Source organism: Flavobacterium sp. Root186 (genome assembly GCF_001428525.1).
In the GTDB taxonomy this organism is placed as follows: Bacteria; Bacteroidota; Bacteroidia; order Flavobacteriales; family Flavobacteriaceae; genus Flavobacterium.
On record NZ_LMHW01000013.1, the window covers coordinates 337231 to 357829 of the forward strand.

23 protein-coding genes are annotated in these 20599 nt (G+C 32.7%); 6 read left to right on the top strand and 17 right to left on the bottom strand.

The window, feature by feature from the left end:
- Positions 1-216: 216 nt before the first annotated feature.
- Positions 217-1011, bottom strand: a complete 795-nt coding sequence (locus ASD98_RS14720; protein WP_056206534.1) for a hypothetical protein — start codon at positions 1009-1011, stop codon at positions 217-219.
- Between the two features lie 322 nt (positions 1012-1333).
- Complete coding sequence (locus tag ASD98_RS14725; protein WP_056205839.1) at positions 1334-1672, bottom strand: hypothetical protein; 339 nt, start codon at positions 1670-1672, stop codon at positions 1334-1336.
- 206 nt (positions 1673-1878) lie between these two features.
- Between ASD98_RS14725 and ASD98_RS14730 the strand changes: the two genes are divergently transcribed.
- On the top strand, positions 1879-5085 hold the full coding sequence (locus tag ASD98_RS14730) for a PAS domain-containing protein (protein WP_056205840.1): 3207 nt from the start codon (positions 1879-1881) through the stop codon (positions 5083-5085).
- Between the two features lie 60 nt (positions 5086-5145).
- Here the strand turns inward: ASD98_RS14730 and ASD98_RS14735 are convergent, their stop codons facing one another.
- Positions 5146-5577 (bottom strand): response regulator, encoded by a 432-nt coding sequence (locus ASD98_RS14735; RefSeq protein WP_056205841.1) that lies wholly within the window; start codon positions 5575-5577, stop codon positions 5146-5148.
- Between the two features lie 210 nt (positions 5578-5787).
- On the opposite strand from ASD98_RS14735, the gene ASD98_RS14740 reads away from it, so the two are divergent.
- Entirely contained in the window at positions 5788-6288 is a 501-nt protein-coding gene (locus ASD98_RS14740) for a pyridoxamine 5'-phosphate oxidase family protein (protein ID WP_056205842.1), read from the top strand.
- Between the two features lie 111 nt (positions 6289-6399).
- Here the strand turns inward: ASD98_RS14740 and ASD98_RS14745 are convergent, their stop codons facing one another.
- The 3 genes from ASD98_RS14745 to ASD98_RS14755 form a co-directional block, all read right to left on the bottom strand.
- Positions 6400-7113, bottom strand: coding sequence for a DUF72 domain-containing protein (locus tag ASD98_RS14745; RefSeq protein ID WP_056205843.1), 714 nt, complete (start codon positions 7111-7113; stop codon positions 6400-6402).
- Complete coding sequence (locus ASD98_RS14750; RefSeq protein ID WP_056205844.1) at positions 7110-7841, bottom strand: DNA-formamidopyrimidine glycosylase family protein; 732 nt, start codon at positions 7839-7841, stop codon at positions 7110-7112. The genes ASD98_RS14745 and ASD98_RS14750 overlap by 4 nt, the downstream gene beginning before the upstream one ends.
- A gap of 77 nt (positions 7842-7918) precedes the next feature.
- Positions 7919-8491, bottom strand: coding sequence for a ferritin-like domain-containing protein (locus tag ASD98_RS14755; RefSeq protein ID WP_056205845.1), 573 nt, complete (start codon positions 8489-8491; stop codon positions 7919-7921).
- 188 nt (positions 8492-8679) lie between these two features.
- On the opposite strand from ASD98_RS14755, the gene ASD98_RS14760 reads away from it, so the two are divergent.
- On the top strand, positions 8680-9240 hold the full coding sequence (locus ASD98_RS14760; RefSeq protein ID WP_056205846.1) for a hypothetical protein: 561 nt from the start codon (positions 8680-8682) through the stop codon (positions 9238-9240).
- Positions 9241-9309: 69 nt separating this feature from the next.
- Here ASD98_RS14760 and ASD98_RS14765 read toward each other — a convergent pair whose 3' ends face one another.
- The 8 genes from ASD98_RS14765 to ASD98_RS14795 all read right to left on the bottom strand — a co-directional run bounded on the left by ASD98_RS14765 (position 9310) and on the right by ASD98_RS14795 (position 14907).
- Complete coding sequence (locus ASD98_RS14765) at positions 9310-9957, bottom strand: DUF5661 family protein (protein ID WP_056205847.1); 648 nt, start codon at positions 9955-9957, stop codon at positions 9310-9312.
- 88 nt (positions 9958-10045) lie between these two features.
- Positions 10046-10207 (bottom strand): DUF1328 family protein, encoded by a 162-nt coding sequence (locus ASD98_RS23740; RefSeq protein WP_082577870.1) that lies wholly within the window; start codon positions 10205-10207, stop codon positions 10046-10048.
- 83 nt (positions 10208-10290) lie between these two features.
- Positions 10291-11346 (bottom strand): DNA topoisomerase IB, encoded by a 1056-nt coding sequence (locus tag ASD98_RS14770; protein WP_242412120.1) that lies wholly within the window; start codon positions 11344-11346, stop codon positions 10291-10293.
- A 139-nt stretch (positions 11347-11485) separates the two neighbouring features.
- A complete protein-coding gene (locus ASD98_RS14775) occupies positions 11486-11725 on the bottom strand; it encodes a hypothetical protein (RefSeq protein WP_056205849.1) in 240 nt (79 codons plus the stop codon).
- A gap of 339 nt (positions 11726-12064) precedes the next feature.
- The gene (locus ASD98_RS14780) at positions 12065-12757 is read right to left on the bottom strand and encodes a hypothetical protein (protein ID WP_128414847.1); all 693 of its coding nucleotides are present in this window, start codon (positions 12755-12757) and stop codon (positions 12065-12067) included.
- Between the two features lie 42 nt (positions 12758-12799).
- Positions 12800-13669, bottom strand: a complete 870-nt coding sequence (locus tag ASD98_RS14785) for a hypothetical protein (RefSeq protein ID WP_056205851.1) — start codon at positions 13667-13669, stop codon at positions 12800-12802.
- A gap of 4 nt (positions 13670-13673) precedes the next feature.
- The gene (locus tag ASD98_RS14790; protein ID WP_056205852.1) at positions 13674-14318 is read right to left on the bottom strand and encodes a hypothetical protein; all 645 of its coding nucleotides are present in this window, start codon (positions 14316-14318) and stop codon (positions 13674-13676) included.
- A 94-nt stretch (positions 14319-14412) separates the two neighbouring features.
- Positions 14413-14907, bottom strand: a complete 495-nt coding sequence (locus ASD98_RS14795; protein ID WP_056205853.1) for a hypothetical protein — start codon at positions 14905-14907, stop codon at positions 14413-14415.
- A gap of 248 nt (positions 14908-15155) precedes the next feature.
- Here ASD98_RS14795 and ASD98_RS14800 point away from each other — a divergent pair, with 248 nt between their 5' ends.
- Positions 15156-15743 carry a DUF4142 domain-containing protein gene (locus ASD98_RS14800; protein WP_056205854.1) on the top strand — a complete coding sequence of 196 codons (588 nt, stop codon included), beginning with the start codon at positions 15156-15158 and terminating at the stop codon, positions 15741-15743.
- Positions 15744-15976: 233 nt separating this feature from the next.
- Here ASD98_RS14800 and ASD98_RS14805 read toward each other — a convergent pair whose 3' ends face one another.
- The 3 genes from ASD98_RS14805 to ASD98_RS14815 form a co-directional block, all read right to left on the bottom strand.
- Positions 15977-17032 carry an NAD(P)-dependent alcohol dehydrogenase gene (locus ASD98_RS14805; RefSeq protein WP_056205855.1) on the bottom strand — a complete coding sequence of 352 codons (1056 nt, stop codon included), beginning with the start codon at positions 17030-17032 and terminating at the stop codon, positions 15977-15979.
- A gap of 93 nt (positions 17033-17125) precedes the next feature.
- The gene (locus ASD98_RS14810; protein WP_056205856.1) at positions 17126-17533 is read right to left on the bottom strand and encodes a cupin domain-containing protein; all 408 of its coding nucleotides are present in this window, start codon (positions 17531-17533) and stop codon (positions 17126-17128) included.
- A gap of 229 nt (positions 17534-17762) precedes the next feature.
- Entirely contained in the window at positions 17763-18632 is an 870-nt protein-coding gene (locus tag ASD98_RS14815) for an AraC family transcriptional regulator (protein ID WP_056205857.1), read from the bottom strand.
- Positions 18633-18868: 236 nt separating this feature from the next.
- Here ASD98_RS14815 and ASD98_RS14820 point away from each other — a divergent pair, with 236 nt between their 5' ends.
- Both ASD98_RS14820 and ASD98_RS14825 read left to right on the top strand, forming a co-directional pair.
- Complete coding sequence (locus ASD98_RS14820; RefSeq protein ID WP_056205858.1) at positions 18869-19456, top strand: Crp/Fnr family transcriptional regulator; 588 nt, start codon at positions 18869-18871, stop codon at positions 19454-19456.
- A gap of 101 nt (positions 19457-19557) precedes the next feature.
- Positions 19558-20538 (top strand): L-dopachrome tautomerase-related protein, encoded by a 981-nt coding sequence (locus ASD98_RS14825; protein WP_056205859.1) that lies wholly within the window; start codon positions 19558-19560, stop codon positions 20536-20538.
- Positions 20539-20599: the final 61 nt, after the last annotated feature.

Genomic DNA, 20599 nt, shown 5'->3' on the forward strand with positions numbered 1-20599 from the left:
CTAAGTTTCTAAGTTTTTTTTGCGAGATTAAAGCTCAACACAAATCAAATTAAACCTGCGTAAAAAAACAAAACCAGCGCAAACCTGCTTAAATCAGTAAAACTCGTGAGCAAAAACTTAGAACCTTAGAACAGCCTCTTAGCAGCTTAAAAAAAAACAGCCTTTTTAGGAAAAGCTGTTTTTTTTCGTAATAGTAGTTAATATATATAATGCTTGTTAGCTAGCTAATTTTTGATTGTATGGTTTAAATGAAAAATGGTATTTTGCTCTAAAATGTCTTGCTGCGGCGAGTATTTCAGAAAAATTCATGGTTGAAATTCGTTTGATTTCATTAATCGGTTTCATTGCCAGATTAACAACGGGATCAAATGTTCTTAGATAATTAAAACTGTGCTGCTCCACCTCTATTTCAACAATATTTTTTAGAATACTTTTTTTAAGCAGTGTTCCCACAATTCCTTTTTGCGGCACTGTTTTGTATTCTTTTATTCTTTCTGAGATTCTTGAATTCTCTTTTCCTATGTAAATATAATTTCCTGAATCGTTTGTAAAACGTTGTTTAACCTGAGTCGTTAATTCTATATTTTTATTTTCAATTGTTGGCATTCCCAGTAATGTAAACTGGATACGCTTGTGGCTTTCAAAATACAAAACACTATTTATAACTGATGAATTGCTTAAAACAGCCGATTGTTTTTTGCTTAAAACCTTCTTTTCTCCATTTGCACCAAAACTATGGCTTACATTTCCGTTTTCACAGTAAACAAAAAAGACGGGAGCTGTTTTAAAAGATTCGATACTTAAACTAACTTCCTCATTAAATTCAAGGTCAAAATGCATGAACAGCACTTTATCGTCAAATCGGTTTCCTTTTATGGAGCCTTTTGTCCACTTTGATTTAATATCTAAATTGTATTCATTGTTATTAGCCGTTAGTTCACCATTAAGACTATCTTTTAAATCGTTAAAAACGGCATCAAATCCTCCGGTATTTATGTAAAGTTTTTTCATTTGCTTTGGTTTTAAGAAAGTGGTTTGTATTTTTATTTTCCATACAAAAACAACTTTTGGTTTTTTTCTCATTTTCTATAATCCAAATTTCGTACTTATTGCAAATCAAATCCTTATACAATTTCAATCAGAAATTTCATAATTTTATGGAAAGGTTCTAAGGTGCTGAGATACTAAGATTCTAAGGTTTATGCTGCAAGATTAAAAAACTTAGCATCTCAGCACCTTAGAACCTTAGTATCTTAAAAGAAAAAACAGCTGCTCCAGAATAAATCTGGAACAACTGCTCCTCAGCAAAATAAAAATACTTATCTATTTTATTTTATGTAAGTTCACTAATGTCTGCGTTTTTTGAATAATTTTTCTTCGGAATATCTTTAAAAAATTCAGCTTCTTCTAAATCTGCCATTGGACCGTATCCTAACAAATGTGTTCCTTTTTCCTGATCTTTTGTTTCAATAATATATAAAATGGACATATCATCCGGATCGCTCATTCCTTCATAACGGTGATGCGCTACAATATAAATTTCATCTGGCTTATAAGCGTATTTAGTTTCTGAATCGATTAAACAGCCATTTTCAAATAAGTAATTCTTTGTATAGCCTTCATCCTGGTATTTCTTTATATAGTCGGTTTCGTGTTTTTGTTCTCTTTTCATGATTTCACTGATTTTGTTAATTCAAATTTCATCATTAAAATCAATGAAAATTAACTCTATTAATTTTAATGTTAGCTCATTCAAAAAACCAAAAAAAAATCAAAATTTATTTTTATAATTTTAGATTTTAATCGAAATAGCTTTATAAAACTCTATATTTATTACATAAAATTTATTGTTTCAATCAAAACAAAAACAAATTTTTAATGAACAATACAAATCAAGATTTCCTGGCAAAAGGAGGCGAAATGGGCGCATTAACCCGTGCCAAAGACTGGAGCAAAACTCCTGTTGGTGCTGTCGATACATGGCCGCAGAGTCTTCGTACTACTTTAGGAATTCTTTTAAACTCAAAATTCCCCATGTTTTTATTTTGGGGACCGGAACATATCTGTTTTTATAATGATGCCTATCGCCCAAGTCTTGGAAACGATGGCAAGCATCCCGCTATATTAGGCCAGAAAGGCGCTGAATACTGGCTTGAAATCTGGGATTTTATCGGTCCGTTAATTGATCAGGTTTTGACTGAAGGCGAAGCAACATGGCACGAAGATTTATTACTGCCTATTTACCGAAATGGAAAAATGGAGGATGTTTACTGGACTTTCAGTTACAGTCCGGTTACAAATGATGATGGCAAAATTGACGGAGTTTTGGTGATCTGTAACGAAACCACCGACAAAGTTAACATTCATAAAAATTTAGAAGAAAGCAACAAACGTTACAGAGATAATATCCTGCAGACTCCAAATGCGATGTGTATTTTTAGAGGAAAGGATTTTGTTGTAGAAATTGCGAATGAGCTTATGCTTGAAATTTGGGAACGCAAAGAGCATGAAGTACTCAATAAACCTATTTTTAAGTCTTTGCCGGAAGCCACGGGTCAGGGTTTAGAAGAGATTTTGTTGAATGTTTATGAAACAGGTAAAAGATTTACGGCAAATGAACTTCCTGTAAAACTTACCAGAAATGGCAAAGTCGTAAACACTTTTATTAATGTTGTTTATGAAGCGCTAAAAGAACCCGACGGAACGATTTCAGGAATTGTTGCCATTGCAAACGATGTTACGCTTCAGGTTACGGCGCGTAATGCCATAGAAGAAAGCGAAAAACGTTTTAAGAATATTGTCAGACAAGTTCCGCTTGGAATCGCCATTCTCAAAGGAGCAGATTTATTAGTAGAAATGGCAAATGAAACTTATTTGCAAATTGTAGATAAAACGGAAGAACAAACGCTTAATAAATCGGTTTTTGAATATCTGCCCGAAGCCAAAGAAACGGTTCACCCACTGCTTTTACAGGTTTATGAAAACGGGATACCTTATTTTTCAAACGAACTGCTGGTTACTTTAAACCGATATGGGAAACAGGAAGATTGTTATTTCAATTTGGTTTTTCATCCTTTAAGAGAAGAAAATGATGCTGTAACGGGCGTAATTGTTGTAGGTTATGAAGTTACAGAATCTGTAAAAGCCCGATATTATCTGGCCGAAAGTGAAAAAGCATTTCGAAATCTTGTAATGCAGTCTCCTATTGCCATGACTATTTTTAAGGGAAAAGATCATATTATTGAATTGGCTAACACAGCAATGCATAATGACATCTGGCAAAAAGATCCTGATGAAACTATTGGCAAACCTGCTTTAGAGGTGTTTCCTGAGCTCTTAGATCAAAAATATCCCCAATTACTTAATGAAGTACTGCACAACGGAAAAACGATTCGTGAAAACGAATCTGTTGCGTTTATTGATATTAAAGGAAAATTAGAAAAGTTTTATCTGGATTATCAATACACGCCTTTGTACGAAAAAAATGGAGATATATCATCGATTATGATTAATGTAAACGATGTTACAGAGAAAGTTGAAGCAAGGAAAAAAGTGGAGGATGCCGAAGAAAGAGCCCGTTTAGCATCTGAAATTGCCGAAATTGTAACCTGGGATTTAAATATTCCAACTCAGGAATTGATTTATTCTGATAATCTGCCCAAATTGTTTGGTCTTCCAAAAGACATCAAAATATCACGTCCACAGGTTTTGTCACGCATTGTTCCTGAAGATTTGGATGCAATTCAAAAAGCTTATGAAATTGCTTTAAAAACTAATATTTACAAATATGAAGCACGAGTTTTAAAACCAGATGACAGCATTGCATGGATTCGTGTTCATGGAAAAATATTTTTTGACGAATTAAAAAATCCTGTCAAAATGCTGGGAACTGTAATAGACATTACAGAGGAAAAGAACAGACAGGAAACTTTAATGAAAAGTGAAAAAAAATTCCGGGTTCTTGCTGATTCAATGCCTCAGTTTGTATGGACTAGCGATGCAATGGGAAATCTGGATTATTTTAATCAATCACTTTATGATTTTTGCGGTATCACAAAAGCCGACGTTGATCAAAATGGCTGGCTGCAAGTCATACATCCTGATGATCGCGAAGAAAACATCAACATTTGGATGCAGGCTATAAAAACGGGAGAAGAATTTTTATTTGAGCATCGTTTTCGTCGTCATGATGGTATTTACCGCTGGCAGTTTAGCCGGGCTATTCCGCAAAGAAATGCTGAAGGAAAGATTCAAATGTGGGTAGGTACGAGTTCTGATATTCAGGATCAAAAGGATTTTACAAATCAGCTTGAAAAGCAGGTTCATGATCGAACTGAAGAGCTTGAACTTAAAAACCGTGATTTGATTAATATGAACATTGAACTGCAGTCTTTTGCTTATATTTCTAGTCACGATTTACAGGAACCGCTTCGAAAAATCCAAACTTTTGCGAGCCGTTTAGCAGAGTTAGACGATCAGAATATTTCGGCGAAAGCCAAAACTTATTTAGAGCGAATTGAAGTTTCTGCCAAAAGAATGCAGATACTTATTCAGGATCTACTCACTTATTCCAGAACAAATTCTGCCGAAAGGATTTTTGTAAAAACCAATTTAGATGAAATTGTAGAAGAGGTTTTAATGGATTTTTCTGAACGTATTGAAGAAAAAAATGCTGTTATTGATCTTTATCCTTTAGGAGAAGGAACGGTCATGCCTTTTCAATTTAGGCAGTTATTGCATAATTTAATTGGAAATGCTTTGAAGTTTTCCCGTAAAGATATTCCGCCTCGTATTGAAATTAAAGCCCGCCGAGTTCTTGGAAATAAACTGAATTTTAAAGTTGATTATCCTGAAAAAAATTACTTCTGTTTAAGAATTACAGATAACGGAATTGGTTTTGATGACGAATATAAAGAACGAATTTTTGAAGTTTTCCAAAGATTAAATACCGAAAGTGAATTCTCCGGAACCGGAATTGGCCTGGCAATCGTAAAAAAAATTGTTGAAAACCATAAGGGTATCATAAAAGCAAAAAGTGAAAAAGGACAAGGTGCAGCTTTTGAGGTTTTCCTGCCTGAGCTATAAAAAAACACCAAACTAATTTTAGCAAATAAGTTTGGTGTTTTAATTTTCTGCATGTTATTATTACAATTTATACACAAAAGTCTTTTTATCAGGAACAAACTCTTTCCAATTTATAGTAAGCGAATGCTCTATAGACTTTATAATATCTTTCATTAAAACCGGTTTTGTGATGAAATAATTTGCACCCAGATTAAGACATTTCTCTATAATACTTGGTTCATTTGATGTTGAAAAAATAATTACCGGAATATCACTTTTTTCTTTAGAACCTTTCAGCTCGTTTAAGACATCAAAACCATTTTTTCCAGGCATATTCAAATCTAAAAAAATTACACTAGGAGTTGGCGGCGGATTATAAACAGCATTTAAGAGCTTTTCTCCACCTGAGTAGGTCTGAAGGTTAATATCTTGTGATAATGACTCCACAGCGTCTGTAAATATACTTAAATCGTCTTCATCATCATCTGTGTAGAATATTGTCCATTCTTTCATATGTTTTCTGGGTAAATCTGTTTCTTCAAAGATAGCTAAAAATTAGCAAAACAAAACAATTTGTTTAGAAATTCGCACAAAATTAGTTAATTGAAATATAATAATTTAAAAATATAATTCTGTAACCCACTCGGCAGCAAAAACCTCAATTTTGTTATATCATGTTTTAAATACTTTTAAATCAAAATATAAATATAAAATCATAAAGCTATGGGAGATCATAAAGACCTTACAGAAAATTTAGCTGCTGATAAAATCAAAGAATTAGCAGAAAACATAAAAACTTGCATGTTTTGCACTTACAACAGCGACAGACTGCAGTCAAGACCAATGTCTGTTCAAAAAGTAGATGATTTGGGACGCCTTTGGTTTTTATCTGACCGAAACAGCAGTCACAATGCTGAGATTACAATGAATCCGCAAGTTGAATTATTCTTCTCTGAACCACACGATAAATTCCTGACTTTACACGGAACTGCAACAATTTCGTACGACAGAGAAACAATCAAAGAATTATACGACCCGATTGTAAAAGTCTGGATGCCGGGCGGCGAAGACGATCCGAATTTAAGTGTAATTACTGTAACACCAGAAGACGGCTATTACTGGAACAATAAAAACGGTAAAATTGTCGCTATTGCAAAAATGACCGCAGCTTTTGTAACTGGTAAAGTCATGGATGACGGAATTGAAGGAAATTTGAAATTGTAGTTTTTTAAACCACAAATATTTTTAACCGCAAAGTCCGCAAAGGTTTTACGCAAGGTTCGCGAAGATTAATTTATTTGCGTGCTTTGCGTAAAACCTTTGCGGACTTTGCGGTTAAATCATAATCTTCTTCATCTCCAAAGCATTCAAAATCCCTGCTTCACTTGCCGTATTATTAAAATATATAAATCCTGATTTTAAGATAGTTTCATTTTTTATATAAAGTAATTCTTCAAGTGAATAACTTGAATAAAACATATTAGGAATCCCGTGTAAACGAATGTAAATAAGCGGAAAATTTTTGAAGATTGTTTGTGGCAGTTGCGGATGACTTACACTGCAAAACGTAATATTATTTTCTAAAAAAGCATCCCAAACCTCTTGATTCCACCAGGATTTATGGCGAAATTCAATTACGTTTTTAAATTTTAAATCTAAATTGCTAATAATTTGCTGTAATCTTTCTGAAGTAAAATAATAACTGGGCGGAAACTGAAATAACACGCAGGAGAGCTTTTCTTTTAAACCATTTTCACAGACATTATAAAATTCTGAAAGCAGATTTTCGCAATCTAAAAATTGTTTGATATGTGTAATTTCTTTGGGCGCTTTTACCGAAAAAAGAAAATTTTCGGGTGCTTTATCGTACCAGTTATTAAAGATTCTAAGCGTCGGAAACTTATAAAAGCTTCCGTTGAACTCATACGTGCTAAAGTACTGGCAATAAAACTCAAACCACTTCGAGTATGTCAGATTGTCAGGATAGAAAATTCCCTTCCAATAGCGATTATTGTAGCTTGAACATCCTATTAAAATTTCATTTTTCATATATGGAGTTGTTGGCAGTTACTACAAAAAAAACTTCGACGGTTTTTCTTCCCTGTCGTTTTTTTTATGAATGGCAAATTGCATCTTTTGCATTCTTTTTGAGAATACGCAAGCCAATGTTTTTTGAGTTCAAATTTCTTTTTCCAATACAAAAATTCAAAACTATAAATTGAACATTCGGCTATAAGTTCGTCGATTTTTTCAGAAGGAATTTTTCCAACCAAAGATTCCGGATGAATAAAACATCTATACAAAACTTCATTTTTGATAATATTCCCTACTCCCGAAAATATATTTTGGTCTAAAATTGCATCGCAGATCCTTTCATTCGGAATTTTATCCAGACTTCGTTTAGCCTTTTTTGGATCCCAGTTTTCATTTAAAACATCTTCGCTCCAATCGTAATATTGATTTATTGAACCTTCTAAAACCTTTACAGAACAGGTATAAAAGTTGATTTCGCCACTTGAAAACCTTAAATGCAACCTTGGTGCAGTATCCTTTTTTTCATTAATTCGGTAGGTTCCAAACATCATTAAGTGAATTTTGATTGTGAAATCATCAAAACAAATCAAGAAATGCTTTCCCCAGGTTTTAAAAGATAAAATTATTTTATCCCTCAAACACTCTAAATCTATACTGGAGTTTCCGGAAACTTCTATTATTTTTTTTCCTGCAAATTGCTGTGCTTCTTCTTTTAAAATCAATATTGACGGACCTTCGGGCATATACTTTAATTTTAAATTTTTAATGAAAAAAAAGTGCAGTTTTCTAAGACTGCACTTTTAATCTGATATTTTCAATCTTACTCTGCTTCTGCGGCTTCAAGATTTACGGCATTTACAGCAACTTCAGTCAATAATTTATCGGCTCCTTTTTCTTCATCAAGGGTTTGCTCTAATAAAACTGCAGCTTCTTCATAACCCAGCGTTTCGGCAAACTGTCTTAAAGTTCCATAGGTTGCAATTTCATAATGTTCGATTTTTTGACTTGCGGCAATAATTCCCGCATCACGAACAACACCAATCTCCGTTTCTTCAAGAATTCCTTTCCCTTCTTCGATTAAACCTTCCATTGCATCGCATTTTTTAGCAGTTGCTTTTTTTCCAATAAGATCAAAAACCTTTTCTAAACGTGTTACGTGTTCTTCTGTTTCGGTTAAATGATTATTGATGGCATCGATCAATTCTGCTGAAGTAGCATTTTTAGCCATTGTTGGAAGCGCTTTTGTTAAAGCCTTTTCTGCCCAGTAAATATCTTTAAGACTGTCTTCAAATAATTCTGCTAAACCCGCCGCTGCGTTTGATTTTGGTTTTGTAACTCCTTTTTTAACGGTTTCTTTTGTTGTAGTTTCTTTCTTCTGATCTGTAGTTTTCATGGTAATTTTTTTTATGATTAATATTTGATAAAATTACCTTCTTGATTATCAGCAGGGTTATAACATTTTTGAATTAACTTTCATTCTAAACATCTGTTAATTATACAATTACATTTAGTAATTCTATAAGAAAATCTTTCGGTTTCAGAATTAGATTTGTATATGTAAAATATTAAAAATAAGACATCATGAATACTACAGATAAAAGAAACGATACTTTTCCAAGAGATCCCGGAAGCCCGGCTTCAGATAGAAATACGGTTATGAATGAGGAACTTTATGATTTAAATACAAGAGAAACTCAAAACAGCCGTGCAGAAGACGCAGAACGTGGTTATACAGTTCGAAATGGTCATAACCCTAACAAGCCTAATCCCGATGAGATATCGGGCGTATACGACGACGATTTGGATGATTTAGATGATGATTTCCATAAAGACAGAGATCTTGAAGATAATAACGACGATATTTATGAAGTTGTTTTAGAAGAAGATGATGCTCGTGATGAAGATTACGATGAGGACGAAGACGAATACATTGAAGAAGATTTAGACGAGGATCTGGATGAAGACCTTGAAAATGACGAATTCGATAATCCTTCCGACACTTTCGAAAATGACTTTAGCGAAACTGAAGATGATCTTGAAGACATTGACGATGAAGATGACGAAGAAGAAAACAACGATTATGTTGAAGATGACGTTCAGGAAGACGATGATTATACAGAAGAAGATAAAAGAAGATTGTAATTTTTCAGGAAACTGAAATATAAAGCCGTTAAGATTGAAACTTAGCGGCTTTTTTATGCTATTTGAATTTTAATCGCCAATTTTTTCCAAAACAGGAATATCATCCATTTTTTGTAAACGTTCTACTAATCCTGATCTGGCTTCGGTCAATTCTTTTTCGGCTTTGCCCAATTCTTTATACCAGTCTTCTTTTCCGGTTTCCGAATTCTCAATTTTGCGCATTATTTCATAGATTTCCCCTTCGGCTTCCATTACTTTTAAGCGTTTATAATACGTTAAACTCTCGGTCATGTGAGCAAGCGCAATCATCGCCGTTAAAAACGGATGATTGTTGGTTACGTTTACATCCCTTATTTTTCCGTGTTCGAGTTCGACTTTTAAGGCAAAGGCAAATTCCTCCATATTAAAATCGGCATGTTTGCTTTCTGGATTCAAATAGGCCTTAATTGCTTCGACATTATCCATTGTCGAAAGATCGACATCAGTTTGTTTTCCGTCTAATAAATCGTTGTAAACTACATTTCCTATTGCTCTGGCTTCGGCAATTGTTGGATCGTTTTCAGGATTTTCGAAATCACGTGTCGACCAATCCCAGTTTTCTGGATGTACAGGTTTGATGTATTTTTCGCAAAAATCTGTTACATCATTTTTTAAACTTACCATTTCGTCTTGTCTTTTAATATAAACGTCTTGATAAGCACCGCTTTTAGTTCCCATAATTTGATATTTTTAAAAGATAAACGACACATTTACCGAGATATATGTGCCGTTTTTAATTTCGTTCTTATTTTACTGAATTCTTGTATTAAACACTTCTTCTTCCGCTGATTAGCGAAATAATAAATAACACTAAGAAAATAAAAAATAAAATTTTTGCTATACTAGCGGCTCCAGCGGCAATTCCGCCAAAACCAAATATTCCTGCAATGATTGCCAGAATAATAAATAAGACTGTCCAACGTAACATAATAATTGATTTTTAGTTAATATTGATTTTGTTTGCTTTTCAAACTTTATGCTTTTGAAAGAGATGCATTAACTCTTAGATTATTACAGTAAATTGACCTGATAATTCTCGATCAGTTCTGCAAAGACACTTTCACTTCTTGAAAAGTATTTTTTCGTACTGCGGCTCTTTTTTACTTTATCAAAATACTGCTGAATCGAACCGTCTTCATAAGTTGTAACCAACAGTGGATGAACGTAATAATTCTTGCAGACATTTCTGGTATTTCCGAGTGCTTCTGCTGTGGCATCATAAGCCAAAACAATATTTTTTTTGATTTCTTTTTCATCAGATGTAATTCCTAATTCCATCAAACTTTCAAAGAATATGATGGAGGCGGCCCATGTTCTAAAGTCTTTGGCACTAAAATATTCGCCCGAAATATTGTGCAGATATTCATTGACCATGTGACTGTCTAAAACCTTTCTTTCGCCGTTTTTATCGTAATATTTAAAAACTTCCCAACCCGGAATTTCTTCGCAGCGACTCACCAGTTTGATCAATTGTTTGTTTCTTGTGGTAATTGTGTGTTGTTTTCCTTTTTTTCCGATGAATTCAAACCGGAGGGAATTTTTATTGATGTTGATATGTCTTTTTCGCAAAGTCGAAAGTCCGTATGATTTATTGTCTTTGGCGTATTTTTCATTTCCAATTCGGATATGGGTTTCTTCCATTAACCGAATCACCAAGGCAATTACTTTATCTTTCGACCATTCTTTTTGTTCCAAATCGATATCCACTTGTTTTCGTATAGAGGGAAGCTTTTGTCCGAATTCTGCGATTTTATAAAACTTGGTTTGATTGCGGATTAAATTCCATTTTGGATGATACCGATATTGTTTTCTGTTTTTAACATCTAAACCCACTGCTTGTAAATGCCCGTTTGATAAGTCCGTGATTTTTACATTTACCCAGGCCGGCGGCAAAACCAAGCTGTTAAAACGCTTTATTTCGCTTTTCTGCTTAATACATCGTCCGTTTTTTTTATAAATAAAACCATCATCTCCCTGACATCTTTCAATTGGTAAATTTTGATTGTTTACATAAACTAATTCTAATTTTTCTAACACCAAATGTGGTGTTTTAATTAGTTGTGTCATTAGTTTTTGGGTTCTGGCGGTATTCATGGTCGTATCTTTTTTGCCACAGATTTCACAGATTCAAAAGATTTTTTTTCATTTTCATTTCTTTTCTTTTCACATAATCTGAGAGAATCTGCGAAATCTGCGGCATTTTATTTTAATTTGTTCTGAGTGATTTGATTAAACTTTTTTTATTCATGTAAGAACGTCCTGAAACACCCACTTTTCTTGCTTGTTGATAGAGTTCATCTTTTGTCCATTCTTCATAAGGCCTTGCTCTTCCGCCTTTTTCTCCCGCATCTGGCGTATTGGCTATACGCGCCGATTTCTCTTTACTATACCCCTTGCTTACAAGAGCTTCGTATTGTGCTTCGTTTTTAATTCTTGGATCTGGCATGACGTAAAAATTTAGATTAGTAATAGTTGTATGGTTAAGTCAAAGTTCCCAAAAAGAAAGATTTTTCTGTTATACAATTTTGATTATTACTTTCATAATTAAGATTGTAGATTGATAGATATTTTAGATTACAGATTTTAGATTTTAGATTAGCCTCAATCTTGTCATTTCGACGAAGGAGAAATCTCCGTAAGTAACTCCGCAAAGAAAAGCGCCAATCTTTGTCGATATGCGAGTGCGATTTCTCCTTCGTCGAAATGACAAATTCATTGAGGATTTAAACAAAAAAATCCCATTCATTATATGAATGGGATTTTTTTGTTTTGATATACTTCTTGACTATATATCTTTCTCAACTATATATTTTTTCTTATTGCTTTTTGGATCCATGTAAGAAATACCAAAACCTTCTTTATCTGCGTTTAAAGTTAATTTTGAGAGAATTTCTTTTTTAATTTTCTTTCCTTTAATATTAATATCAGTAGTAAAATTACCTTTAAAGACAATTTCTAAGTTTGCCTTATCAATTTTGTATTCAATACCTGAAATTAAAAACTCTGCTTTGAGGTCTTTTAGAGAGGTCTTTTTTTGAAAATCAAATACTTTTACATCCGTTTCACTAAACAATATAGAAAGTCCTGTATTGTATAAATCGATTCTTCCGTTACCGCTTTCTTTATCTTCATTTACAAATTCATTAAAAATAACATCAAATGATGGATATTTTTCTTTAGCATTTACATTGAATTTTAAAAATACTCCACTATTTAAAAAATCATACTGCAAATCAGATCTCGGAATAACTTGAAAACTATAAAATGCGGCAGATCTATTGGAATCAGTTTGCAAATCTTTAATAAACAACAATTTACTTGTTACTTTTAATCCATCTCTAAAATAATTAAGTTCTGGGCTAAAAAGTGATTCATCTGTATTATTACCCAAAAACAAATTATCAAAACCTGGGAAATATGCTTGCGCGGAAACTGTAAGATTTACAAGTAATAATAAGGATATGTATAATTTTTTCATTTTGCGATTATTTTGAATTACGAAAATTGTTAAAAACAACATTTAATCACACTTAACCTTTTTCAAACCATTCAATTTCTGGTCATACTTAAAACAAGTCTTTTTTATTAAAACCATCTTATTATTGACCACTTTATATTCTGCTTCCATAACACTCGTACCGGCGCAGCATTGGTTATGTTCATGAATTCGTTTGGTTTTGCTGTCAAATTCTAAAGACGTTCCGCTAAAATCACTTTCAAAATATTTTCCTGTTTTGGGATTATACAGAAAATACAAACTCGTACTATCCGGACCTGCAGTACCTCCTTCATAAACAGAAAAATCTTCTATTCCATCAAAATTGTAATCATCAATATCTATGTTATTTAAGCCAAGGAGTTGACATTCTAAATCAAATTTCTGAAGTACTTTATCTGTCTTTTTTTCGATGATTTTAATACCGGTTACTTTTGCTTCATAATCATCTTTTCCTTTAGACAACACTAATTTAAAGTATTTGTCCTTAAAAGAAACCGGCTGTAAAATTTCCTTATTACTCCATTCAGTTATTTTCTTAGAATCGATATCAAATGTTTTATTAAGCTGAATTTGAAGTTCTTTGCCTGAATTTAAGTCTTTCCAGCTTCCATTTAATTGAGTGCTTTTTGAATTGTAATTCTGAAAAGTTAATTGGGCACTTTCTTTATCATTTTTGTCTTTTTCGGTAAATATTAATGTACTACCTTTAAGCTTAGCGCTTAAAGAAATAGGAGTATCAAAATTAGAATAAGCATAAATTGCCGTTCCTTCTCCATCCGAAATATAGGTTACAAATTCAATTGGATATTTATCAATAAATCCTGTGTAGGTTATTTGGGCTGATAGAAAAGTTGTTATTAACAGAAATAATAAGGTGATTTTTTGTTTCATATGATTATTCTAATACTTCCCCATAAGAAATTTGAATAGAATCATCCTTTTTTGCGGCGTCCCAATAAACAAATGGCTCTGCTTTTTTAATTCCTGCAAGATCTTTTTCAAAATTATTTTGATAAATAACCATGGTTTTAGCATCTTTAGCAGATTGTTTAAAAGCATTTTCATTAAATCGTATATTTCCAACATACAAAATCTCTCCTTTGTTTACTTTAAAAGGAATTGAAAAACCATTTACATTATCATTTCTTTGAAGAAATGCAATACCACTATTTGTAAAGAGTCTAATATTTGTGATTTCATACTCACTTTCTGGCTTTTCAACCGCAAAAAGATAGGTCAAACCATTATCCAAATCTCCTTTGTGCCTCATTCTTGTAATCTGTGCAGGAATAAAACGTACTTCTTTTGAATTCTTTCTGGCTGTTTTAGGGTCAGTTGATTTATAACTAATCAGCATAAAATACCCATTAAACTTTGCTTTTTCTTCCGGAAAAGTAATTGATCCGAAAATTAATCCATTGTCTGTTTTCTTTGGATTAAAAGTCATTTTCTGAGCCGTTAATGTAGATACAGAACAACACAAAATAAAAGCAGATAAAAATAAAATACGGGTTAAAGATTTGAATGACTTATTTTTCATTTAGGGATTATTTAAAAATGATTTGTTTTGATGGTGCCAAATATTGGGCGAAAATACAATAGTTCAAACTTAATTTAATTTAAAAATTCGTTTTTTATTCTGTTTTCACCTTTATATATGCATAAGAAATTTTGCCTGACCCATCATTAAAAATATTAATTTCATTTATGCCATCTATATCTTTCCATCTTATTAGATCTTGTGGATTACTAAATTCTGGTGTAGTAACTGGAAGTCCGAATATCTCAATATTATCTTCGTTCAAATCATATTCTGATAAATTATTAATTGTTATCCAATCTGCTTTTTCGTTAATAAATATAATTTCATATTTATCTTTTTGATAATAAGCCTTCTCACATGGAATATTTTTACAAGGTGTACTTCTTTCAGAAAATGGTTCCACCCTATCAGGTTTTCCAAGAACCTTGTCTACTTCTGTTTTCTTTTTTCCAGCGATTTGTTTAAGATTAACTACAATTTGTTTTTCTACAACAGTGTTTTTTTCAACTATAGTCACATTATCATTTTTTGTGTTATTGCAAGAAATGAAAATTATGATAATTAGAGGGAATAAAATTTTCTTCATGTTACCGTTTTTTAAAGTTTATAATAATTTAAAAGACAAATATTCAACTTTATAATTAACCTTCTTTATGGAAATCCATAATAACAAAATTAATGCAGCAAGTATACCAATAAATTAAAATCAAATAATACGTATAAATACTGGTTTATTATTCAGCATCCAAATCATATAACAATCTCTAAAAATCCTGTAAGTCATTCTTACAAGTTCTGAATAATTTTACATCATAACATTTAAACTATAAAATCATGAAAAAGATATTATTAGCCAGTAAAGCAATTTTAGGAGCGGGACTTATTATTATATTCCTGAATTCGTGTAAAAATGAAACCAAACAAGAAGATCCAAAAGAAGTTGCAGAAGATGCTAATGAAGCCAAATTTGACTCAATTGACAGTAAAGAAGACGATTCGGAGTTTTTAGTAGATCAGGCTGAAATTAACCTGGCCGAAATCGAAATAGGAAAATTGGCACAGCAAAAAAGCACAAATTCCGAAGTGAAAAAATTTGGAAAAATGCTTGTTGATGAGCATACTAAATCGGCATCTGAAGTAAGTGCTTTGGCAAAAGCTAAAAACTTTACACTGCCAAATTCCCTTACTGAAGAAGGACAGGAAGAATACAACAAACTAAATGAAAAATCAGGTCTTGATTTTGATAAAAAATTCGCCGATATGATGATCGACGGTCACGAAAAAGCAATTGACAAACTTCAAAAAGCATCAAAAGATGCACACGATGAAGATGTTAAACTTTGGGCCTCAAATAATATTGCGGGTTTAACAGCACACTTAGAACATGCTAAAATGCTGAAACAAAATCTGGACAAAAAGTAAAATAAATTTAATTGGTTATTTATTTTTAAGAGGCTAAGGTTCTGAGTTTCTAAGATTCTAAGTAATTATGCTTTTGAGCATCTTAAAATCTAAGAACCCCAAATCTTTGCTAAAAACCCCTTCAAGAGTTGAATTGCTTGAAGGGGTTTGTTTTTTTAAAAGATTCTAAGATGCTAAGGTTCTAAGGTTCTAAGATGCTAAGAAAAAACTTAGAATCTTAGAACCTTAGCAACTTATTGTAAAGAAGCCATATCAATTACAAAACGATATTTGATATCTCCTTTTAATAATCTTTCGTAAGCGTTGTTTACATCATTTACACCAATTACTTCAATATCGGCAGTAATGTTGTGTTCTGCACAGAAGTCCAGCATTTCCTGAGTTTCAGCGATTCCGCCAATTGCAGAACCTGCGAAACTTCTTCTTCCTAATATAAGACTGAATGACGTTACCGGAAGCGGATCCATTGGCGCACCAACTAAAGTTAAGGTTCCGTCTACTTTTAGTAAATTTAAGTAGGAATCGATATTATGTTCTGCAGAAACGCAGTCTAAGATAAAATTTAAACTTTTAGCATGCAGTGCCATTTGATCGGGATCTGTAGATAAAACTACCTCATCTGCACCTAAACGTTTTGCATCTTCTGTTTTAGATAAATTAGTGGTAAACACTACAACATGAGCGCCCATAGCTTTTGCTAATTTGATTCCCATGTGACCTAAACCGCCAATACCAACGATTCCAACTTTTTGACCAGGACCAACTTTCCAGTGTTTTAAAGGAGAATAAGTTGTGATTCCTGCACATAATAAAGGTGCGACTCCCGCAAGATCTAATTTATCTGAAATGTGGAGCACAAAACTTTCATCAACCACAATACTTTCAGAATAACCTCCAAAAGTCTGTATTCCATCTAAATGTTTGTCTGGAGAATTGAAGGTCAAAATGCTTCCTTCATCACAATATTGCTCTAAATCATTTTTGCAATTCTCACATTCTCTGCATGAATCAACCATACATCCTACTCCGGCAAGTTCTCCAACTTTGAAATTTTTAACGTGGTCACCTACTTTTACAATTCGGCCTACGATTTCATGTCCGGGAACAATTGGATAAATAGTTCCGTGCCATTCGTTTCTTGCAGAATGCAAATCAGAATGGCAAATTCCGCAGTACAAAATTTCAATTTCAACATCATGTGCCAGTACAGCGCGGCGCTGAATGTCTAATGTTTGCAAAGGAGCTTCGGCAGCTTCTGTACCAAAAGCTTTTATGTTTTTTGTTTCCATATAGTTTGTTTTTTGTTTCAGGTTTTGGTTGTTTCAGGTTTCAAGTTTCAGGTTTCAAAAAACTTAGAACCTTAGAATCTTAGCAACTTAGAACTAGTGACTACTTAAAAGTAAATACTCTCGATCGGTTACTTTTTCTAACCAGGTTCCATGGCCTTTATCAATTTCTGTGATAATGGCAACATACGAGAACTTGTCAAATGGAGTTGCTCCATACCAATGTTCTACTCCAGGCAAAATCGTAACTACTTCATCTTTAAGAAGTATACGAGCTGCTTTTCCTCTTTCCTGATAGTAACCTATTCCATCTTTTGCAATAAGCATGTGCAGACTTGCATTGATATGCCAGTTGCTTCTTGCGCAAGGTTCAAAAGTAACTTCCTTAATAACAGTATTTTCAGGATGAATATCACTGCTTTGCTTCTTATAGGAAACGTCGCCCGTCATATATGCACTAGGGACTTTTCCTTCTTCGATAACGGCTGAATAATTTGTTGACATAAATTTAGTTATTTTTTTGAGATTGACTTTATTTAAAACTACTTATATTATTCATTATCAGAATTATAAACTAAATTTAAAAAGCTAGAATCCGCTTTATGAAGTATTTATTTAGTCTGTTAAAAACTGATAAATTATTTTAGTGTTGTAATTTCAAGGCAAAATTAGGAAGGCAATGCTTCTCGTAAATAACAATATTCAAACAAAAAATTATGAAATTGAAACAATTTCACATTCTTAACGATTTTGGAATCGTTCCTGTAAGTCTTTTAAAATAATTATTGAAATAACTCGGATATTCAAAACCAAGCGAATAACCAATGTCTGAGATACTCCAGTCAGTATGCTGCAATAAAGCTTTTGCTTCGCTGATAATTCTCTCGGTAATATGCGCCGTTGTTGGTTTTCCTGTAATTTCTTTTACAGAACGATTTAAATGATTGACGTGTACGGCAAGACTCTGCGCATAATCCTGAGGCGTTTTTAAAGCCAGAGGTTCATTTTTAGTTTCTACCGGAAATTGTCTTTCTAATAATTCTAAAAATAAAGATGTAATTCTGGCAGAAGCATTTTTATGTTTAAAGAAGTTTTCTGACGGCTGCATTTTCATCGATTCGTGAATAATTAAATTGACATAACTGCGCATTAAATCATCTTTAAAAACATAATCGGTTTCATATTCTTTGATCATTTTCTGAAACAAAGAATCTATAAAGATCTTTTGTTCAGCATTTAAAGAAAAAATAGGAGTTCCTCCTATTTTAAACAAAGGCGATTCATGAAGTGTTTCTGAACGGTCTTTTACTTTCAAGAATTCTTCTGTAAAAACACAAGCATAACCTTCGTATCCTTCAGAAATAGTTTCCCATGAATATGGAATAATCGGATTACCGAAAAACAGAATAGTACCGTCGGTTTCTATTCCGCGGTCAGCATATTGTATAATACTTTTACTGGTATTAATGCAGATTTTATAAAAATCCCTGCGGCTATACACAGGAATTTTACTTTGATCTCCGTTTATCTGATATACTTTAAAACCTTTCAGCTTTAAATCTGAAGTAAAATCGCAATTCTGAGTTTCTATCTGATTATTCATTTTGCAAAGTTATGAAAATCAAATATTATTTTTTGTTTTTTTGTTTCAGGTTTCAAGTTTCAGGTTTTTACCGCAAAGTTCACTAAGTTTTTTTTAAGCTGGAATCAAAGAATCTCGCAAAGTCGCAAGGTCGCAAAGTTTATTTTTCTCTGCACACAGCTTTTACGATTAGATTAACTTGAAACAAAGAAAACCTGAAACATCAAACCTGAAACAAAACTTTTATCTTTGTTTACATGAAGGATTTACTACCCGTTATAGATTATATTTCAAGATATGTTGAGTTGACAGATGATGAAAAAAAGCATCTGGCTTCTTTTTTGAAAATTACCAAAGTCAAAAAAAGACAGTTTATTGTACAGCCTGGTTTTGTTTGTAAACACAAAAGTTATGTTGTAAAAGGCGCTTTTAGAGGTTATTTAGTCGATAACGAAGGAAAAGAGCATACATTATCCTTTGCTATTGAAGATTGGTGGATTTCAGACTATAGCAGTTTAATTTATCAGGAACCTGCTACACTGTTTGTTGAAGCATTGGAAGATTCGATTTTGATTCAAATTGAATATGAAGACGAGCAAAAATTTCTACGCGAAATCCCAAAACTTGAAAAATTCGAACGTATTATAACGCAGCGTTCGCTTGCTTTTCAGCAAAAAAGACTTTTATCTAATTTCACCAAAACTGCCGAAGAACGTTACGATGAATTTATAAGTAAATATGCCGAAATCGCTAAACGTGTTCCTCAATATGCATTAGCCTCTTACCTTGGTTTTAGCACGGAGTATTTGAGTAAAATACGCAATCGAAAAACTTTAAAAAGTTAAACTAGTTCAACCAAATTTCCTAAACCAGTTCATTTTTATTTTTCTTGTTCTGTCCCAGATTTGCAATGTCAATAAGGACAAATAATTTCAATTAAATAAAAATGAAAAATTCTATTTTAATTACAGCTTTTTCAATTCTTTTCATCGCTTGTGACAGCGAAAAAAAACCTGCAGCAATTCCTGTTTCCCTTCAAAGTAAATATACCGTAACAGATATTGGTCTTTATCCTGAAGGAATTGATTACGATTCTAAAAACGAAAAATTCTTATTCAGTTCATTGTACAAAGGCGCCGTTTATTCGATGAACTCAAAAGGAGAAACTACTGTTTTTGCCACAAGCAATAAATTAGTTTTACCAACAGGAATCTATACAGATGAAAGCCGAAACCGATTAATTGTCGCGAACGCCGATTTGGGAATCTCTCAAAAAAGTGCTGCCACAAGTGCTGGAACGATTGCAACAGTAAGTATTTTTAATCTTACTTCGGGTGCATTAATTAAGGAAATTGATTTGAAAAATTTTACGCCAAATGCCGGATCCTGCCTAAATGATATTGCAGTAGATACCGACGGAACTATTTATATTACTGATTCATTTTCTCCCAATATCTATAAAATTGACACCAGTTTTACTGCATCCTTATTTGTTACGAATAAATTATTCCAACCTGCTCCCAATCAGTTTGGTTTAAATGGAATTGTCTTTCATCCCGATGGTTATTTACTGGCGGTAAAAACAGATGATTCTAAATTATTTAAAATTTCTATTTCTGATCCTTCAAGTATTACCGAAGTTCAAGGTGCAGTATTCAGTGCTCCTGACGGAATAGAATTAGACAAAAACAATAATCTGGTTATTGTTGAAAATGGATTGGCGTTAGGCAAAACCTATACTTTTTCGAGCAATAATAACTGGAAAAGTGCTTCAAAAATTAGTGAAACCAATGTTGGTAAAGAAGATTTTCCAACAACTGCAGCTTTGGCTTCAGATGGAAATGTTTATGTGATAAGTTCTAAATTGGGTAAACTATTGGGCGGAGATAAAACGCAGTCTTCTTATGATATTCAGAGAATAAAATAAAAAGATACGTTAAGTTTTTTTCACGCAGATTTTGCAGATTTAAGCAGATTATTTTTTTATT

Excerpts from the sequence above, each read along its gene's own strand:
- ASD98_RS14760 (WP_056205846.1), top strand. The coding sequence starts at position 8,680 with ATGAATACTACAGATAAAAGAAACGATACTTTTCCAAGAGATCCCGGA.
- ASD98_RS14780 (WP_128414847.1), bottom strand. The coding sequence starts at position 12,757 with ATGAAAAAATTATACATATCCTTATTATTACTTGTAAATCTTACAGTT.
- ASD98_RS14730 (WP_056205840.1), top strand. The coding sequence starts at position 1,879 with ATGAACAATACAAATCAAGATTTCCTGGCAAAAGGAGGCGAAATGGGC.
- ASD98_RS14775 (WP_056205849.1), bottom strand. The coding sequence starts at position 11,725 with ATGCCAGATCCAAGAATTAAAAACGAAGCACAATACGAAGCTCTTGTA.
- ASD98_RS14725 (WP_056205839.1), bottom strand. The coding sequence starts at position 1,672 with ATGAAAAGAGAACAAAAACACGAAACCGACTATATAAAGAAATACCAG.
- ASD98_RS14800 (WP_056205854.1), top strand. The coding sequence starts at position 15,156 with ATGAAAAAGATATTATTAGCCAGTAAAGCAATTTTAGGAGCGGGACTT.
- ASD98_RS14720 (WP_056206534.1), bottom strand. The coding sequence starts at position 1,011 with ATGAAAAAACTTTACATAAATACCGGAGGATTTGATGCCGTTTTTAAC.
- ASD98_RS14815 (WP_056205857.1), bottom strand. The coding sequence starts at position 18,632 with ATGAATAATCAGATAGAAACTCAGAATTGCGATTTTACTTCAGATTTA.
- ASD98_RS14810 (WP_056205856.1), bottom strand. The coding sequence starts at position 17,533 with ATGTCAACAAATTATTCAGCCGTTATCGAAGAAGGAAAAGTCCCTAGT.
- ASD98_RS14785 (WP_056205851.1), bottom strand. The coding sequence starts at position 13,669 with ATGAAACAAAAAATCACCTTATTATTTCTGTTAATAACAACTTTTCTA.
- ASD98_RS14750 (WP_056205844.1), bottom strand. The coding sequence starts at position 7,841 with ATGCCCGAAGGTCCGTCAATATTGATTTTAAAAGAAGAAGCACAGCAA.
- ASD98_RS14745 (WP_056205843.1), bottom strand. The coding sequence starts at position 7,113 with ATGAAAAATGAAATTTTAATAGGATGTTCAAGCTACAATAATCGCTAT.
- ASD98_RS14740 (WP_056205842.1), top strand. The coding sequence starts at position 5,788 with ATGGGAGATCATAAAGACCTTACAGAAAATTTAGCTGCTGATAAAATC.
- ASD98_RS14735 (WP_056205841.1), bottom strand. The coding sequence starts at position 5,577 with ATGAAAGAATGGACAATATTCTACACAGATGATGATGAAGACGATTTA.
- ASD98_RS14755 (WP_056205845.1), bottom strand. The coding sequence starts at position 8,491 with ATGAAAACTACAGATCAGAAGAAAGAAACTACAACAAAAGAAACCGTT.
- ASD98_RS14770 (WP_242412120.1), bottom strand. The coding sequence starts at position 11,346 with ATGACACAACTAATTAAAACACCACATTTGGTGTTAGAAAAATTAGAA.
- ASD98_RS23740 (WP_082577870.1), bottom strand. The coding sequence starts at position 10,207 with ATGTTACGTTGGACAGTCTTATTTATTATTCTGGCAATCATTGCAGGA.
- ASD98_RS14765 (WP_056205847.1), bottom strand. The coding sequence starts at position 9,957 with ATGGGAACTAAAAGCGGTGCTTATCAAGACGTTTATATTAAAAGACAA.
- ASD98_RS14820 (WP_056205858.1), top strand. The coding sequence starts at position 18,869 with ATGAAGGATTTACTACCCGTTATAGATTATATTTCAAGATATGTTGAG.
- ASD98_RS14795 (WP_056205853.1), bottom strand. The coding sequence starts at position 14,907 with ATGAAGAAAATTTTATTCCCTCTAATTATCATAATTTTCATTTCTTGC.
- ASD98_RS14790 (WP_056205852.1), bottom strand. The coding sequence starts at position 14,318 with ATGAAAAATAAGTCATTCAAATCTTTAACCCGTATTTTATTTTTATCT.
- ASD98_RS14805 (WP_056205855.1), bottom strand. The coding sequence starts at position 17,032 with ATGGAAACAAAAAACATAAAAGCTTTTGGTACAGAAGCTGCCGAAGCT.
- ASD98_RS14825 (WP_056205859.1), top strand. The coding sequence starts at position 19,558 with ATGAAAAATTCTATTTTAATTACAGCTTTTTCAATTCTTTTCATCGCT.